Raw genomic sequence first — 15,419 nt, forward strand, 5'->3', positions numbered from 1 at the left:
CACCTGACGTCACCGCTCACGTCGTCGGGCTGATCACCCCTGCCCTGATGAACCCCACGACCTGACCGGGAGTACGTCTCACGTGGCCACGTTCCTCTACAAACTCGGCCGGCTCGCCTTCCGGCGACGCCACTTCGTCGCCCTCATATGGGTCGCGCTGCTCACCCTCGCCGGGGTGGGCGCCGCATCCGCGCCGGCCGCCGGCAACACGTCCTTCTCCGTCCCCGGCACCGAGGCACAGAAGGCCTTCGACCTGCTGGAACAGCGCTTCCCCGGGATGAGCGCCGACGGCGCCACCGCACGGGTCGTCTTCAAGGCGCCCGGCGGCGAGAAGATGACCGACCACGACCACAAGGCGACCGTCGAGAAGACGGTGAAGGAGCTCGGGCGCGGCTCCGAGGTCGCCTCCGTCGCCGACCCCTACACCGGGCACGCCGTCAGCAAGAACGGCACGATCGCCTACGCCTCCGTGAAGTACAAGGTCTCCGGCATGGAACTGGAGGACTCCTCCAAGGACGCCCTGAAGGAGGCCGCGCAGCACGCGCGGGACGCCGGGCTGACCGTCGAGATCGGCGGTGACGCGCTGAGCGCGGCCCCGAAGACCGGATCCAGCGAGGTCATCGGCATCGCCATCGCCGCCGTCGTCCTCGTCATCACCTTCGGTTCGCTGCTCGCGGCCGGATTCCCGCTGCTCACCGCGATCATCGGGGTCGGCATCGGCGTCTCCACGATCACCGCGCTAGCCGGCGCCCTGGATCTCGGCTCCACGACCTCCACCCTGGCGTCCATGATCGGCCTCGCCGTCGGCATCGACTACGCCCTGTTCATCGTCTCCCGCTACCGCGCCGAACTGGCCGAGGGCCGCGAGCGCGAGGAGGCGGCCGGACGCGCCGTCGGCACGGCGGGCTCGGCGGTGGTCTTCGCCGGCCTCACCGTCGTCATCGCCCTGGTCGGCCTGTCGGTCGTCGACATCCCGATGCTGACCAAGATGGGCATCGCGGCGGCGGGCACGGTCGCCGTCGCCGTCCTCATCGCGCTGACGATGATCCCGGCGCTGCTGGGCTACGCGGGCCGCAGGATCAAGCCGACGGGTGCGAAGAGCAAGCTGCTCGGCGGCGGCCGTACGCCGAAGAAGCCCGGCCGGCCCAACATGGGCACCCGCTGGGCGAGCTTCGTCGTACGGCGTCCGGTGGCCGTCCTGCTGCTCGGCGTGCTCGGCCTCGGCGCGGCGGCGATCCCGGCCGCCTCCCTGGAGCTGGGCCTGCCCGACGACGGTTCCCAGCCCGCCTCCACCACCCAGCGCCGCGCCTACGACCTGCTCTCCGAGGGCTTCGGGCCGGGCTTCAACGGGCCTCTGACGGTCGTGGTCGACGCCAAGGACAGCGCTCATCCCGAGAAGGCGTTCACCGAGGTCGGCGACGAGATCAAGGGCCTGAAGGACGTCGTCACGGTCACCCCGGCCCTGGCCAACAAGGCCGGCGACACCGCGACGATCACCGTCGTACCGGGGTCCAAGCCGTCCTCCCACACCACCGAGGACCTGGTGCACGCCATCCGCGGCAAGGGCGCGGACATCGCCGAGCAGACCGACTCCAAGGTGCTGGTCACCGGCTCCACGGCGATGAACATCGACGTCTCGCAGAAGCTGAACGACGCGCTCCTGCCGTACCTCGCCCTGGTCGTCGGCCTGGCCTTCCTGCTGCTGATCGTGGTGTTCCGCTCGGTCCTCGTCCCGCTGAAGGCGGCGCTCGGCTTCCTGCTCAGCGTGCTCGCGGCGCTCGGCGCGGTCGTCGCCGTCTTCCAGTGGGGCTGGCTGTTCAGCCTGATGAACGTCGAGCAGACCGGCCCGGTCATGTCGATGATGCCGATCTTCATGGTGGGTGTCGTCTTCGGCCTCGCGATGGACTACGAGGTCTTCCTCGTGACCCGGATGCGGGAGGCGTTCGTCCACGGTGAGACGCCCAGCCAGGCCGTGGTCACCGGCTTCAGGCACGGCGCGCGGGTCGTCACGGCCGCCGCCGTCATCATGATCGCCGTCTTCTCCGGCTTCATCGGCTCCACCGAGTCGATGGTCAAGATGATCGGCTTCGGTCTCGCGATCGCCGTCTTCTTCGACGCGTTCATCGTCCGCATGGCCATCGTCCCGGCGGTGCTCGCGCTGCTCGGCAGGCGGGCCTGGTGGCTGCCGAAGTGGCTGGACCGCGCGCTGCCGAACGTGGACGTCGAGGGCGACGGCCTGCGCGCCCCGTCCGCCGGGGAGGAGGAGCGGGAGCTGGTACGGGTCTGACGCACCGCTTCCGGCCGGCGGCGACCGGCCGGTGAGGGTTCCGTGGGGACGGGACCGCCCTCACCGGCTGGTTCTCCTCATGCCGGGGAAGGGTGCCGCCTATGAACGTCCCGAACCGGTCATCCGCAGCCGGAATTTCGGGCACACGTCCGGGTCGTCGTCCTCGTAGAGGTACGTCCGCTCGGAATCCATGGCGATCGACAGCTTGTCGAGGGTGTCGCCGTTCAGGAAGGTGCGCGGCTCGGTGAAGGAGAGCTGCACGCGCGCGTGTGCCTCGGAGCCCGTACCGGACTGCACGGACCAGCTGCCCGACCCGTTGAACGTGGCGCCCAGTTCTCTCTTGTACCAGTCGCCGGTCGGCCAGTGGTGGACGGTGACCGTGCCGCCCGGTTTGCTGCCCGACGCCCTGAGGGTGATCGTCGCGCCCTTGGCGTCGCCTTCTCCCCCGTACGTGCCGGCCAGTTCCCCGGGCGTGGCGGAGTCCGCCTGTTTCGCCATGCACGCCTCGACGGCGGTGGACGCGGAGGAGCAGCCGGCCAGGGGGGACAGCAGCGCGGGCACGGCGACGGCCGTCATCCAGCGCAGCAGCCGGCCCGCCGGGAGGACTCGGGACACGGGGCTACTTCTCCTTCGCCGGAATACGCTCGGTCCAGACGATCTTCTCGTCCTCGGACGAGAAGACGCCGTGGTCGCGGTTGGCCTTCTCGAGCCAGTCGTAATAGCTGATGTAGTGCAGGAACGACTCGTTGCTCGTGGTGTTGTGCAGGGTCGCCGCATACGCCCTGGTCCTGTGGGCCCAGACCCGCGCCGACTCGCGCCGATCGCCGCCCTGCGCGAGTCCTCGGTCATCGTCGGCGCCGCGATCGGCGCGGTGTTCTTCGAGGAGCGGTCCGGGGCACCCAGAACCGCGGCGGCCGGACTGCTGGTGGTGGGCATCGGGCTGATGATGCGCGCCGGGGTAGACGTAGCGGTAGTGAGAAGCATCCGGGAGCAACAGGAACGACAGGGAGCCGTCCATGACCGACAAGCCGACCGTCAGTGTGCTGGGCACCGGCATCATGGGGGCTGCGATGGCCCGGAACCTGTGCCATGCGGGGCTGCAGGTGCGCGTGTGGAACCGCACGCGCGAGAAGGCCGAGCGGCTCGCCGCCGACGGCGCACGGATCGCCGGCACGCCCGCCGAGGCCGTCGACGGCGCCGACGTCGTCCTGACGATGCTGTACGACGGCAACACCGTCCTCGACGTCATGCGCGAGGCCGCGCCGGCCCTGCGGCCCGGCACGGTGTGGGCGCAGTGCACCACCGTCGGCGTCGACCTGATCGGCGGCCTGGCCGCCTTCGCCCGCGAGCACGGACTCGTCTTCTACGACGCACCCGTCCTCGGTACCAAGCAGCCCGCCGAGGCCGGCCGGCTGACCGTGCTGGCCGCCGGGCCCGAGGAGGGGCGCGAGACGGTCGCGCCGGTCTTCGACGCGGTCGGCGCGAAGACCATGTGGACGGGGGCCGACGGCGGCGCCGGCAGCGCCAGCCGGCTGAAGCTGGTCGCCAACAGCTGGGTGCTCGCCGCCACCGCCGCCGCCGGTGAGGTCCTCGCCCTCTCGCAGGCCCTCGATGTGGATCCGCAGGGTTTCTTCGACCTCATCGAGGGCGGCCCGCTCGACATGAGCTATCTGCGGGCCAAGGCCGCGCTGGTGCTCGACGGCACGCTGTCCCCGCCGTCGTTCGCGGTGGCCACCGCCGAGAAGGACGCCCGTCTCATCGTCCAGGCCGGCGAGCGCGCCGGCGTACGGCTGGACGTCGCCGCCGCGGCCGCGGAACGGTTCGCCCGTGCCGCCGCCCTGGGCCACGCGGACGAGGACATGGCCGCCGCGTACTTCGCCAGCTTCGACGAGCCCGGACACGACGGCGGGACCGTCCCGCCGAGGTGACGTTCCCCGCCCGCGGGAGCACCCTGGAAACAGCTGGAATCAGCTGTTCCCGGAGGTGATCGTCATGATGCGCACAGCTGTCGGATGGCATGTCGAGCTGGAGTTCATGGAGGACGATCAGCACACCAGGGCGGTGGCCCTGGTGCGCTTGCCCGACGGTACGGAGGTACGGGCACACGGCCACGCCACCCGGCACCGCGTCGACTCCAACCAGCCCAGGGTCGGCGAGGAGATCGCCGGCGCGCGTGCCCTCAACGAACTGGCCATGCAACTGCTGACCAAGGCGCACGACGAGATCGACGCGGAGTCCGGACGGACCTCGCACACGATCAACGTGTGAGAGCGCCGTACCTGACGCCGTGGGTTCGGCGGCCCTACCCGAGCGCCGCGCGGACCGCCCGTACCAGCGCCTGCGCCCGCGGGTCCGCCGTCACGCTCTTCCTGAAGCCGTTGGTGACATAGCCGAAGGCGATGCCGGTCTCCGGGTCGGCGAAGGCCAGGGCGCCGCCCCGGCCCGGGTGACCGAAAGAGCCGGGGGAGAGCAGCGGGGACGCGGCGCCGTGCAGCATGTAGCCGAGGCCGAACCGGGTGCCGACCACCAGGACCCGGTCCGGTCCGGCGGACTGCTCGGTGCGGGCCAGTTCGCCCGTCTCAGGGGTGAACAGCCGGGTGCCGCCGTCGACCTCGCCGATGAGTGAGGCGTAGAAGCGGGCCAGCCCGTCGGCGGTGGCGATGCCGTTGGAGGCGGGCAGGGCGGCCGTGCGGTAGGCGGCGTCGTTCTCGTCGGGCAGCGGGGTGATCGCGGCGAACGCGCGGCGGGTCAGCGAGTCCGGGTCGGCGTAGGCCTCGGCCATCGCCCGCTTGGGGCGGGTCTTCAGGGCGCCCGCGGCCTCGGGCGCCCCGACCGGGCCGACGCGCCCCACGCGCGCGTGCTCGGACTCCGGCAGGCCGAGCCAGAGGTCCGCGCCGACGGGGCCGGCGATCTCCTGCGCGATCCACGCGCCGGCCGGGCGGCCGGTGACCCGCCGGATCAGTTCGCCGGTGAGCCAGCTGTAGGTCTGGGCGTGGTAGCCGTGGTCCGTGCCCGGCTCCCACACCGGAGCCTGCGCGGCGACCGCCGCGGCGCCCAGGTCGGGATCGGCGGCCTCGGCGGGGGTCAGCGGGCGGTCCAGCACGGGCACCCCCGCGCGGTGCGCGAGCAGGTGCCGGACGAGGGTGTGCTCCTTGCCGGCCGCCTTGTACTCGGGCCAGTACGCGCCGACCGGGGCGTCCAGGTCCAGCTCGCCGCGCTGGTGCAGGAGCAGCAGCGCGGCGGCGGCGACACCCTTGGTGGCGGAGCGCACGATCTGCGCGGTGCCGCGCTCCCAGGGAGCCGCGCCGTCCACATCCCTGGTGCCGGCCCACAGGTCGACGACCCTGCGCCCGTCGCGGTACACGGCGACGGCCGCACCGCGTTCCCCGAGCAGCGCGAAGTTCGCTGCGAACGCCTCCCTGACCGGCTCGAAGCCCTCGGCCACTGCGCCGTTCACGTCCACGCCCGCCGTCCTTTCGATCACTGCCCCAACTGGCCTGCGACAGTGAGTGCAACGCGGCCTGTGTGCCTGTGATTCCTCGGTGGGATCAGCCCAGCAGGATCGTTACATCGACGTTGCCGCGCGTCGCCTGGGAGTACGGCAGACCGCGTGCGCCGCGTCCGCCGGCCGGGCCGCCGGGTCCGGGTCCAGGACCGGCAGGGAGACGCGAGGTCGTCCAGAAGTGGACGGTATGCGGCGGTGACGGCGCGCTGCGCGGCGTACAGCGCGAAGCACAGCTGGTCGTCCAGCAGCAGCGAGCCCTCGACGGCATGGTCCTCGTTCGTCACGCGCCCCTGGTCACGGACGTCGGGTCGAACCCGAACGGCAGCTCCAGACGGTGCGCGCGCATCAGCTCGTCGTCGGAGAGCAGCCCGGCGGTCGGGCCGTCGGCCGCGATCACGCCGTCGCTGAGGATGAGCGAGCGCGGGCACAGCTCCAGGGCGTACGGGAGGTCGTGGGTGACCATGAGGACGGTGACGTCCAGGGAGCGCAGGATGTCGGCGAGTTCGCGGCGGGAGGCCGGGTCGAGGTTGGAGGACGGCTCGTCGAGGACGAGGATCTCCGGCTCCATGGCGAGCACGGTGGCCACGGCGACCCGCCGGCGCTGGCCGAAGGACAGGTGGTGCGGCGGACGGTCGGCGAAGTCCTGCATGCCGACCCGCTCCAGGGCGCTGCGCACCCGCTCCTGAAGCGCGGCCCCCTTGATCCCGGCGGCGGCCGGCCCGAACGCCACGTCCTCCCGCACGGTCGGCATGAACAACTGGTCGTCCGGGTCCTGGAAGACGATGCCGACCTTCTGCCGGATCGCGGCCATGTGCTGCCTGCCGACAGGCAGCCCGGCCACCGTCACCGTGCCGGTGCCGCCGCCCAGGATGCCGTTGAGATGCAGCACCAGGGTGGTCTTGCCGGCGCCGTTCGGGCCGAGCAGCGCGACCCGTTCCCCGCGGGCGATCGTGAAGCCGACGCCGAACAGGGCCTGGTGGCCGTCGGGATAGGCGAAGGCGAGGCCGGAGACCTCCAGGGAAGCAGTACTCACAGGATCCATCCCAGCAGACAGACGACAAGGGCGGCGCAGGGCAGTGCGAGAGCGTGCCGCCACTGCGCGCCGGACGCGGTCACCTCGTCGATGACCGGCATGGAACCGGCATATCCGCGGCTCACCATGGCCAGGTGCACGCGCTCCCCGCGCTCGTAGGAGCGGATGAACAGCGCGCCGGCGGACTTGGCGAGCACGCCCCAGTGCCGTACGCCCCTGGCCTCGAAGCCGCGCGACTCACGGGCGATCCGCATCCTGCGCATCTCGTCGGTGATGACGTCGCCGTAGCGGATCATGAAGGAGGCGATCTGGACCAGCAGGGGCGGAAGCTTCAGCCGCTGCAGGCCCAGCAGCAGTTCGCGCAGCTCGGTGGTGGCGGCCAGCAGGAGGGAGGCGGCGACGCCGAGCGTGCCCTTGGCGAGCACGTTCCAGGCACCCCACACACCGTTCACGCTCAGCGAGAGCCCCAGCACATGCAGCCGCTCTCCCTCCGCCACGAACGGCATGAGCACCGCGAACGCCACGAACGGCACCTCGATCAGCAGCCGCTTGAGCAGGAAGACGGCGGGTACGCGCGCGTGGTGCGCGACGCACGCGAGCAGGACGGCGTACCCCGCGAACGCCCACATCGCCTCGCGCGGGGTGGACACGACCACCACCACGAACAGGAAGGCGGCGGCGAGCTTGGTGTGCGGCGGCAGGCCGTGCACGGGCGAGTGCCCGTGCCGGTACAGCCTGTGCGCGTGCCCGGCCCCCATCTCACAGTCCCGTGTCGACGGGGGAGACGTCCTCGGCCCGGCGCCGGCGCAGCGCCCAGAACACCGCGCTGCCCGCCACGACCGTGACACCGACGCCGATCACGCCCGCGAGGCCGCCGGACAGCCGGGCGTCGGAGACGTTTGTGACGCCGTAGCCGGCGAGCGGGGAGTCGGCGGAGGCGTGTTTCTCCTCCTTCTTGTCGATCCCCTTGTCGTGCGCGACCTTCTCCAGGCCGTCGGGGTCGGCGGAGGCGTAGAAGCTCACGAACCCGGCGAGCACCAGCGAGGTGACCAGGCCCGTCGCCCACAGCGCGCGCCGCGAGGTGCGCGCCGCCACGGGCGCCGTGGGAGCCGGGGCGTCCACCAGCGCGCCGTCGACGCGCAGCTTGAGCCGCTGGTGCAGGCCGCGCGCGCCGTGCACCAGATCCGGGCGCACCGCGATCACCGCGCTCACCGTGAGCGCGGTGATGACGGCCTCGCCGACGCCGATCAGGACGTGGACGTCGACCATCGCGGTCGCGACCTTGCCGAGGGAGACGTCGGTCGTCCCGCCGACCGCGTACAGGAGCGTGAAGACGACCGCGGCGGCCGGCACGGACACCAGCGCGGCGACGAAGGAGGCGACGGTCACCGAGCGCCGTTGGCGGGGCAGGACGGCGAGCAGCGCGCGGAAGACGGCGTACGAGACGACCGTCGTGGTGATCGCCATGTCGGTGATGTTCACGCCGAGCGCGGTGAGCCCGCCGTCCGCGAACAGCACACCCTGCATGAGCAGCACCACGGACACGCAGAGCACGCCCGTGTACGGGCCGACCAGGATCGCGGCGAGCGCTCCGCCCAGCAGATGGCCGCTTGTTCCGGCCGCGACGGGGAAGTTGAGCATCTGTACGGCGAAGATGAACGCCGCCACCAGGCCGGCCAGCGGGGCCGTCTTCTCGTCGAGTTCGCGGCGGGCGCCGCGCAGGCTCACCGCGAGGGCGCCGGCGGCCACCACCCCGGTGACGGCGGAGGTGGGGGCGTCGATGAATCCGTCAGGTACGTGCACCGGATGATTTTAGGGTGTTGTTGCGAACTCTTTGCAAGAGCCAGCCAGTCGTGCATCCGGTCCCGCAGGACGGCCCGCTCCAGCGGGCGGGAACCGGAAAGTGTGCGACATTGGAGAGAAAGCGGATGGACATCTTTCACTTAGGTCACTCAGCGTGAAAGGGCGGTACGATGTCTGTGGTCGAGCAGTACGCGCGCGCCCATATCGTCACGGACGAGGAGGACCCGGGGGCCGTACCGGTGATGCTGCGGTACGACCCCGACAGCGATCCCCGCTCGGTCCGGGTCGGCCTGCCGGGTCCGCACGAGTGGACCTTCTCCCGCGCACTGCTGGAACGGGGGCTGCGGGTACCGGCCGAGAGCGGCGCGGTGCGGGTGTGGCCGTGCGGGCGGGTTCAGGCCGTCGTCGAGTTCCACTCCGACAACGGTGTCGAGGTGGTCCAGTTCGACTCGAAGGCGCTGGTCAGATTTCTGCGCCGCACCTACACCGCCGAGCCCGTACGGACCTGATCAGCCGCCCGTCTTCAGCAGGGCCGCCACGATCGGCCCGGCCGTGTCGCCGCCGTGGCCGCCCGCCTGGACCACGCCCGCGGCGGCGAGGTCGCCCTTGAAGGCGGTGAACCAGCCGTTCGGCTTCTTCTGCCCGTCGACCTCGGCGGAGCCCGTCTTCGCGCCGTAGTCCCCGCTCATCCCCGCCATCGCCTTGGCCGCCGTGCCGTAGTCCGCGGTGAACCGCATGACGTCCTTCAGCTGGGACTGCGTCGCCGACGACATGGTGCGCGCGGCCTTCGCCAGCGTGCGGTGGTCCACCTCGGGGGCCACCAGGTACGGCTGGTGGAAGACACCCGACTCGACCGTCGCCGCCACGGACGCCATGTTCAGCGGGTTCATGCGCACCCCGCCCTGACCGATCAGCGAGGCGCCCATCTGCGCACCGCTCTGCACCGGGACCGAGCCGTCGAACGACGGGACGCCGATGGCCCAGTTGTCCATACCGAGGCCGTAGACCTGCTGGGCCTCCTTCGTCAGGTCGCTGTTCGACAGCTTCGGCGCGAAGTCGATGAAGGCGTTGTTGCAGGAGGCACCGAAGCTCTGCTTGAACGTGCCCTTCTTGATCTCGGAGTCGTCGTCGTTGTGGAACGTCCAGCCGGCCAGCTTGTACGTCTTGGGGCACGGGTGCGATGCGCCCGGGGTGATGAGCTTCTTCTCGAAGAGCATCGTCGACGTCACGATCTTCATCGTGGAGCCGGGCGCGAGGGAGCCCTGGAAGGCGACATTGAAGCCGCGCCCGCTGTTGGCGACCGCCAGGATCTCCCCGGTCGAGGGCCGTACGACGACCACGGACGCCCGCGCCCGCTTGCCGACCTGCTGCTCGGCCGCCGCCTGCAGGGCCGGGCTCAGCGTCGTCCTCACCGTGCCCGGGGTGCCCTTGCTCAGCTCCACGAGCGTCTTGTCGGACAGCTCGGCCTTCTGCGACGCCTTGCCGCGCACCACGCGCAGCTCCACGCCCGCCTTGCCGCCCGCCGTCTTGCCGTACTTCTCCCGCAGCCCGTCCAGCACCGTGCCCAGCGACGGGTACGTGGCGGCCGTCAGCTCGCCGCCGGCACGGTCCAGCGCCTTGATCGGCGGGGTGCCGGACTCACCGGTGACGAGGCTGTCGCCGTCCTTCAGATCCGGATGCACGACCGAGGAGTGCCAGTCGACCAGCGGCTTGCCGTCGCTCGCCCGCCGCACCACGGTGAACGCACTCCGGTACGCCAGCGGCTTGCTCAGGTTCTTGTACGACACCGTCGCCTTGACGGAGAACGGCACCTCGGCGCCCTTGGCCGCGCCCGGCGTCAGCCTGACGTCCTTCAGATGCGCGTCCTTGGCGTAGCCGGTGAGCAGCCTGGCGGCGGCGGAGGCGTCGTCGGTGGCGGCGGCCGCCTCGGCGGGTCTGCCCTGCTGCCACGCGGTGAGGAAGCGGGTGGAGGCCGTGCGGACCTCGGCGGCGCTGAGCGGGCCGGTCGGGACCGCCTTGTGGCCGGCCGTGGCGGACGGGCGCTCGTCGGCCGCGGCACCGCCGTCGTACACCGCGTAGACACCGAACCCGGCGCCGCCGACGACCAGCGCGATCATCCCGCCGAGCACGGCGGGACTGGTCGTCTTCCGTCGCTCGGCGACGCGCCTTCTCTTGCCCACAGCCTCAGATCCTCCGTCTGTTCCCCAGGCTCCCCGTAGCCCTCACACTCCCCAACGACGGCACTCACCTTAAAGTCCCCGCCTCAGAGGGTGATGTCGGCGGCCGATCCGTAGCAGGCTTGCGACAATCCGACTGCGGCACCCGTGAGCGGCCGGCCACGCATCACACCCAGGTGTCCAGCCACATCCGCGACCGCCACTGGTCGATCGGGATGGCGGTGCCGGTGTAGAGCGGCCAGAAGTAGATGAAGTTCCAGGCGATCAGCAGCACCAGTACGCCGGCCGCCGACGCGCCGATCACCCGGCGGGTGTCGGAGGAGCCCGGCGGGCCGACGATCGCGCCGGTCAGCATCGCCACCGCCAGGCACAGGAACGGCACGAAGACGACCGCGTAGAACAGGAAGATCGTCCGCTCCTGGTACAGGAACCAGGGCAGGTAGCCGGCCGCGATCCCGCACGCGATGGCACCGGCACGCCAGTCGCGGCGGAACGCCCAGCGCCACAGCACGTACAGGATCGCGAAACAGGCCGCCCACCACAGCAGCGGTGTGCCGATCGCCAGCACCTCACGCGCGCACTTCTGGCCGGCGTCCGCCGGGCAGCCGTCCGCGCCGGGATTCGGCGACTCGTAGAAGTACGACACCGGGCGGCCCAGCACGATCCAGCTCCACGGGTTGGACTGGTAGGTGTGCGGGGACGTCAGGCCGACGTGGAACTTGTACACCTCGTGCTCGTAGTGCCACAGGCTGCGCAGCCAGTCCGGCAGGAAGCTCCAGCTGCCGCCCTTGCCGTCGGTGGCCGCCCAGTTGCGGAAGTAGCCGCCGGTGCCGTCCGTGGGGGAGAGGATCCAGCCGGTCCAGGAGGCCAGGTAGACGACGATCGCCACCGGAACCGTCGCCAGGAAGGCGATGCCCGTGTCGTACTTCAGGGCCGCCGCGTACGGGTGCCGCGCACCGGCGGTCCTGCGGGCGCCGACGTCCCACAGCACCGCCATGACGCAGAACGCCGCCAGGATGTACAGACCGTTCCACTTCGTACCGATGGCCAGGCCCAGCATCAGCCCGGCCGCCCAGCGCCAGGGGCGCAGACCGAAACGGAACGTGTCGGCCACGCGCGCGTGCGGGCGGACCCGGCCGTCCGGGCCGGCGGGCAGCGCGGCGGCCAGCCTCTCCCGCGACCGGTCCCGGTCGAGGATCAGGCAGCCGAACGCGGCCACCACGAAGAACATCAGCACGCCGTCGAGCAGCGAGGTCCGGCTCATCACGAAGTGCAGACCGTCCACCGCCATCAGCGCGCCCGCCAGGCAGCCGAGGAACGTCGAGCGGAACATCCGGCGCCCGATCCGGCACAGCAGCAGGACGGAGAGGGTGCCCAGCAGCGCGGTCATGAACCGCCAGCCGAACGGGTCGAACCCGAACATCAGCTCGCCGAGCCCGATGACGTACTTGCCGACCGGCGGATGCACGACGTATGCCGCGTCCGTCGGGATCGCCAGGTGGCCGTGCGTCTGCAGCACCAGGTCGTTGGCGTTCTTGTCCCAGTTGACCTCGTAGCCGCGGTGGACGAGCGCCCAGGCGTCCTTGGCGTAGTACGTCTCGTCGAATATCACCGCGCGCGGGCTGCCCAGGTTCCAGAACCGCATCAGGCCCGCCATCAGCGTCACCAGCAGCGGACCGCCCCAGCCCGACCAGCGCGTGATCCGCTCGGCGAGGACCGGCGGCACGCCGAGCACCTGCCACAGCCGGGGGCTCGGCTCCGCGTACGGGGGCACCAGCCGGTCCCGTACGTCGCCCGAGGGCGCCTCCCCCGCCGGTACGTACCCGAATCGGCGCAGCCGCCGCTGCCACGACGGCCGCTGGTCGTGCGGCGCCTGGCCCTGCCGGAGGTCCATGGAGGACGCGGTACTGGTCACCGCGCCATCGTAGGGAACGGTTCTGTGCGAGTCCCGTGCATGGGCGGTACCGGCCGGCTTTCGGGGGGACTGTCAGTGGTTCCTGGGAGGATGGTCGTGTGACTGGAACCCTTGTCCTCGCAGGTACCCCCATCGGCGACATCGCGGACGCGCCGCCCCGGCTGGCCGACGAGCTGGCCGGCGCCGACGTCGTCGCGGCCGAGGACACCCGGCGGCTGCGCCGGCTCACCCAGGCCCTCGGCATCACGCCGAAGGGCCGCGTCGTCTCGTACTTCGAGGGCAACGAGTCCGCCCGCACACCGGAACTGGTCGAGGAGCTGCTCGGCGGCGCGCGCGTGCTGCTCGTGACCGACGCCGGGATGCCGTCGGTCTCCGACCCGGGCTACCGGCTGGTCGCGGCCGCCGTGGAGAAGGACATCCGGGTCACCGCCGTGCCGGGGCCGTCCGCCGTGCTCACCGCGCTCGCGCTGTCCGGGCTGCCCGTCGACCGGTTCTGCTTCGAGGGCTTCCTGCCGCGCAAGGCGGGCGAGCGGCTGTCCCGGCTGCGGGAGGCCGCGGGCGAGCGGCGCACCCTCGTCTACTTCGAGGCCCCCCACCGGCTCGACGACACCCTCGCCGCGATGGCCGAGGTCTTCGGCGCCGAGCGGCGGGCCGCCGTGTGCCGGGAGCTGACCAAGACGTACGAGGAGGTGCGGCGCGGCCCGCTGGCGGAGCTGGCGCGGTGGGCCGCGGAGGGCGTCCGCGGGGAGATCACCGTCGTCGTCGAGGGAGCCCCCGAGGCCGGGCCGGAGGAGCTCGGCGCGGAGGAACTGGTGCGCCGGGTGCGGGTGCGGGAGGAGGCCGGGGAGCGGCGCAAGGAGGCGATTGCGGCGGTCGCGGTCGAGGCGGGGGTGCCGAAGAGGGTCGTTTTCGATGCGGTTGTTGCCGCCAAGCGTGCCGGTGAATGAGGGGCGTTTGTTCGGGTAGCGACTGCCGGGTTTCGGTTTTGTCGCCGGCTGCCGGTCGTCGCTGGTTGCCCGCGCCCCTTTCGGAGCGCTGCACGAACCGCCTCTGAGCAGGGCTGTTCTCGGGTGAGCGGCTGGGCCATGGGAGGGCAAAAGGCTGTCGCCGAAAGCAAAGCTCAGTGGGGTGGGAGAGGGCGGTTTCTGCAAGGAACTGCCAAATCGCCTCCAACACTCGACAGCCCTGCTGCATTCGCGGCGGCGGAAGAGTCCACTGGTTGAAGAGGCGCCCCGTTGCGGGGCGCCTGTCCAGCGGATCAAGAGGAGCTGGCATGAGTGAGATCGCAGGGCACTCCGGCCTCCGCGGTACGGCCACAGCCGTCGTTCACGAGTCGTATTCCTTCGCCTGCATGCGATGCGGGCACGGCTGGGAGCAGTCGTACGAGATAGAGCACCACACGGACGCCGACGGGCAGGAGTTCGTGCTCTACGTGGCCGACGGCCATGTCGTGCCGTCGCCGCTGAGCCGGCCCAGCTGCCACAACTGCGACGGCCACGTCGTGCGGATCATGCGCGCCGGGCAGGTCTCGTCGGTGCGCGGCGCCGCGGAGCGGCACCACGGCGCGCCGCAGGCGGGTCCGGTCGAGGCGTCGGAGGCGCCCGCGCAGGACAAGGAACCGCACCACTGGCACCTGTCCGATCTCCTGCACCCGTTCCAGCGCAAGGCGAGCTGAGCGGCTCGCCGGCCGCCGCAGGCATGCCCCTTTCGTAGGATCGGGGCATGCCTTCGAACGCCGGCCAGAACGCCAAGGCCGACAAGAACGCCGCGCCGCCGCTTCCCGCGCCGCTGCGGGTTCCGGTCGCCGACTCCCACACCCACCTCGACATGCAGTCCGGCACGGTCGAGGAGGGCCTCGCGAAGGCCGCGTCGGTGGGGGTGACGACGGTCGTCCAGGTCGGCTGCGACATCAAGGGCTCGCAGTGGGCCGCCGAGATCGCCGCCGCCCACGACGGCGTCCACGCCGCCGTCGCCCTCCACCCCAACGAGGCCCCGCGCATCGTCCACGGAGACCCCGACGGCTGGTCCCGGCAGAGCGCCCGCGAGCCGGGCGGTGACGCGGCGCTGGACGAGGCCCTCGCCGAGATCGACCGGCTCGCCGGACTCCCCCAGGTCAAGGGCGTGGGCGAGACCGGGCTCGACTACTTCCGCACCGGCCCGGAGGGCAAGGCGGCCCAGGAGCGGTCCTTCCGCGCCCACATCGAGATCGCCAAGCGGCACGGCAAGGCGCTCGTCATCCACGACCGGGAGGCGCACGCCGACGTCCTGCGCGTGCTGAAGGAGGAGGGCGCCCCCGAGCGCACCGTCTTCCACTGCTACTCCGGCGACGCCGAGATGGCGGAGATCTGCGCCGGCGAGGGCTACTTCATGTCCTTCGCCGGCAACGTCACCTTCAAGAACGCCCAGAACCTCCGGGACGCCCTCGCCGCCGCCCCGCTGGAGCTGGTCCTAGTGGAGACCGACGCGCCCTTCCTGACCCCGGCGCCGTACCGGGGCCGGCCCAACGCCCCGTACCTCGTCCCGGTCACGGTCCGCGCGATGGCCGCCGTGCGCGGCATTGACGAGGACGCGCTCGCGACGGCCCTCGCCGCCAACACCGCTCGCGCCTTCGGCTACTGAGCCCCTGTTCGAGCGGCGAGCCGCGCCTCCGTGTCCGGGGGGCGAGCACACACTCGGCGGGCAACAGTACGTAGTCGCGT

14 protein-coding genes and 2 pseudogenes are annotated in these 15,419 nt (G+C 71.6%); 8 read left to right on the forward strand and 8 right to left on the reverse strand.

From position 1 onward, the window contains the following. Positions 1–82 precede the first annotated feature (82 nt). Positions 83–2,287, forward strand: a complete 2,205-nt coding sequence (locus tag ABZ624_RS34505) for an MMPL family transporter (RefSeq protein ID WP_360098142.1) — start codon at positions 83–85, stop codon at positions 2,285–2,287. A gap of 99 nt (positions 2,288–2,386) precedes the next feature. Here ABZ624_RS34505 and ABZ624_RS34510 read toward each other — a convergent pair whose 3' ends face one another. After that, positions 2,387–2,902: a hypothetical protein gene (locus tag ABZ624_RS34510; RefSeq protein WP_360098144.1), complete on the reverse strand. Its 516-nt coding sequence runs from the start codon at positions 2,900–2,902 to the stop codon at positions 2,387–2,389. Between the two features lie 158 nt (positions 2,903–3,060). Here ABZ624_RS34510 and ABZ624_RS34515 point away from each other — a divergent pair. The 3 genes and pseudogenes from ABZ624_RS34515 to ABZ624_RS34525 all read left to right on the forward strand — a co-directional run. After that, a pseudogene (locus ABZ624_RS34515) lies at positions 3,061–3,245 on the forward strand (EamA family transporter); the annotation flags it as partial. Positions 3,246–3,303: 58 nt separating this feature from the next. Beyond that, positions 3,304–4,215, forward strand: coding sequence for an NAD(P)-dependent oxidoreductase (locus ABZ624_RS34520; protein WP_360098146.1), 912 nt, complete (start codon positions 3,304–3,306; stop codon positions 4,213–4,215). 64 nt (positions 4,216–4,279) lie between these two features. Next, entirely contained in the window at positions 4,280–4,555 is a 276-nt protein-coding gene (locus ABZ624_RS34525; protein ID WP_360098148.1) for a DUF1876 domain-containing protein, read from the forward strand. 34 nt (positions 4,556–4,589) lie between these two features. On the opposite strand, the gene ABZ624_RS34530 is transcribed toward ABZ624_RS34525, so the two are convergent. The 5 genes and pseudogenes from ABZ624_RS34530 to ABZ624_RS34550 all read right to left on the reverse strand — a co-directional run bounded on the left by ABZ624_RS34530 (position 4,590) and on the right by ABZ624_RS34550 (position 8,628). Continuing rightward, a complete protein-coding gene (locus ABZ624_RS34530) occupies positions 4,590–5,750 on the reverse strand; it encodes a serine hydrolase domain-containing protein (RefSeq protein WP_360098150.1) in 1,161 nt (386 codons plus the stop codon). A 206-nt stretch (positions 5,751–5,956) separates the two neighbouring features. Further along, a pseudogene (locus tag ABZ624_RS34535) lies at positions 5,957–6,076 on the reverse strand (MarR family transcriptional regulator); the annotation flags it as partial. Beyond that, entirely contained in the window at positions 6,073–6,834 is a 762-nt protein-coding gene (locus ABZ624_RS34540) for an ABC transporter ATP-binding protein (protein WP_360098152.1), read from the reverse strand. The pseudogene ABZ624_RS34535 and the gene ABZ624_RS34540, both read right to left, overlap by 4 nt. Then, positions 6,822–7,583, reverse strand: a complete 762-nt coding sequence (cbiQ, locus tag ABZ624_RS34545; protein ID WP_360098154.1) for a cobalt ECF transporter T component CbiQ — start codon at positions 7,581–7,583, stop codon at positions 6,822–6,824. Before cbiQ ends, ABZ624_RS34540 begins: the two co-directional genes overlap by 13 nt. Position 7,584: 1 nt before the next feature. Further along, positions 7,585–8,628 (reverse strand): energy-coupling factor ABC transporter permease, encoded by a 1,044-nt coding sequence (locus ABZ624_RS34550; protein ID WP_360098156.1) that lies wholly within the window; start codon positions 8,626–8,628, stop codon positions 7,585–7,587. Positions 8,629–8,798: 170 nt separating this feature from the next. Between ABZ624_RS34550 and ABZ624_RS34555 the strand changes: the two genes are divergently transcribed. Beyond that, entirely contained in the window at positions 8,799–9,137 is a 339-nt protein-coding gene (locus tag ABZ624_RS34555; protein WP_360098158.1) for an SsgA family sporulation/cell division regulator, read from the forward strand. Here ABZ624_RS34555 and ABZ624_RS34560 read toward each other — a convergent pair whose 3' ends face one another. Further along, the gene (locus ABZ624_RS34560; RefSeq protein WP_360098160.1) at positions 9,138–10,808 is read right to left on the reverse strand and encodes a penicillin-binding transpeptidase domain-containing protein; all 1,671 of its coding nucleotides are present in this window, start codon (positions 10,806–10,808) and stop codon (positions 9,138–9,140) included. It abuts the gene before it with no gap. A gap of 163 nt (positions 10,809–10,971) precedes the next feature. Continuing rightward, the gene (locus ABZ624_RS34565; protein ID WP_360098162.1) at positions 10,972–12,720 is read right to left on the reverse strand and encodes a phospholipid carrier-dependent glycosyltransferase; all 1,749 of its coding nucleotides are present in this window, start codon (positions 12,718–12,720) and stop codon (positions 10,972–10,974) included. Between the two features lie 98 nt (positions 12,721–12,818). Between ABZ624_RS34565 and rsmI the strand changes: the two genes are divergently transcribed. The 3 genes from rsmI (at position 12,819) to ABZ624_RS34580 (ending at position 15,339) form a co-directional block, all read left to right on the forward strand. Continuing rightward, positions 12,819–13,667, forward strand: coding sequence for a 16S rRNA (cytidine(1402)-2'-O)-methyltransferase (gene rsmI / locus ABZ624_RS34570; protein WP_360098164.1), 849 nt, complete (start codon positions 12,819–12,821; stop codon positions 13,665–13,667). A 326-nt stretch (positions 13,668–13,993) separates the two neighbouring features. Further along, the gene (locus tag ABZ624_RS34575; protein WP_360098166.1) at positions 13,994–14,395 is read left to right on the forward strand and encodes a hypothetical protein; all 402 of its coding nucleotides are present in this window, start codon (positions 13,994–13,996) and stop codon (positions 14,393–14,395) included. A gap of 47 nt (positions 14,396–14,442) precedes the next feature. Beyond that, complete coding sequence (locus ABZ624_RS34580; protein ID WP_360098168.1) at positions 14,443–15,339, forward strand: TatD family hydrolase; 897 nt, start codon at positions 14,443–14,445, stop codon at positions 15,337–15,339. Positions 15,340–15,419: the final 80 nt, after the last annotated feature.

The sequence above is a fragment of the Streptomyces sp. NPDC007205 genome, from assembly GCF_040634095.1.
Lineage (GTDB): Bacteria > Actinomycetota > Actinomycetes > Streptomycetales > Streptomycetaceae > Streptomyces.

What these genes read in the sequence shown, in the direction of transcription:
- ABZ624_RS34520 (WP_360098146.1), top strand. Translation starts at nt 3,304, where the DNA reads ATGACCGACAAGCCGACCGTCAGTGTGCTGGGCACCGGCATCATGGGG.
- ABZ624_RS34525 (WP_360098148.1), top strand. Translation starts at nt 4,280, where the DNA reads ATGATGCGCACAGCTGTCGGATGGCATGTCGAGCTGGAGTTCATGGAG.
- ABZ624_RS34540 (WP_360098152.1), bottom strand. Translation starts at nt 6,834, where the DNA reads ATGGATCCTGTGAGTACTGCTTCCCTGGAGGTCTCCGGCCTCGCCTTC.
- cbiQ (WP_360098154.1), bottom strand. Translation starts at nt 7,583, where the DNA reads ATGGGGGCCGGGCACGCGCACAGGCTGTACCGGCACGGGCACTCGCCC.
- ABZ624_RS34555 (WP_360098158.1), top strand. Translation starts at nt 8,799, where the DNA reads ATGTCTGTGGTCGAGCAGTACGCGCGCGCCCATATCGTCACGGACGAG.
- ABZ624_RS34575 (WP_360098166.1), top strand. Translation starts at nt 13,994, where the DNA reads ATGAGTGAGATCGCAGGGCACTCCGGCCTCCGCGGTACGGCCACAGCC.
- ABZ624_RS34580 (WP_360098168.1), top strand. Translation starts at nt 14,443, where the DNA reads ATGCCTTCGAACGCCGGCCAGAACGCCAAGGCCGACAAGAACGCCGCG.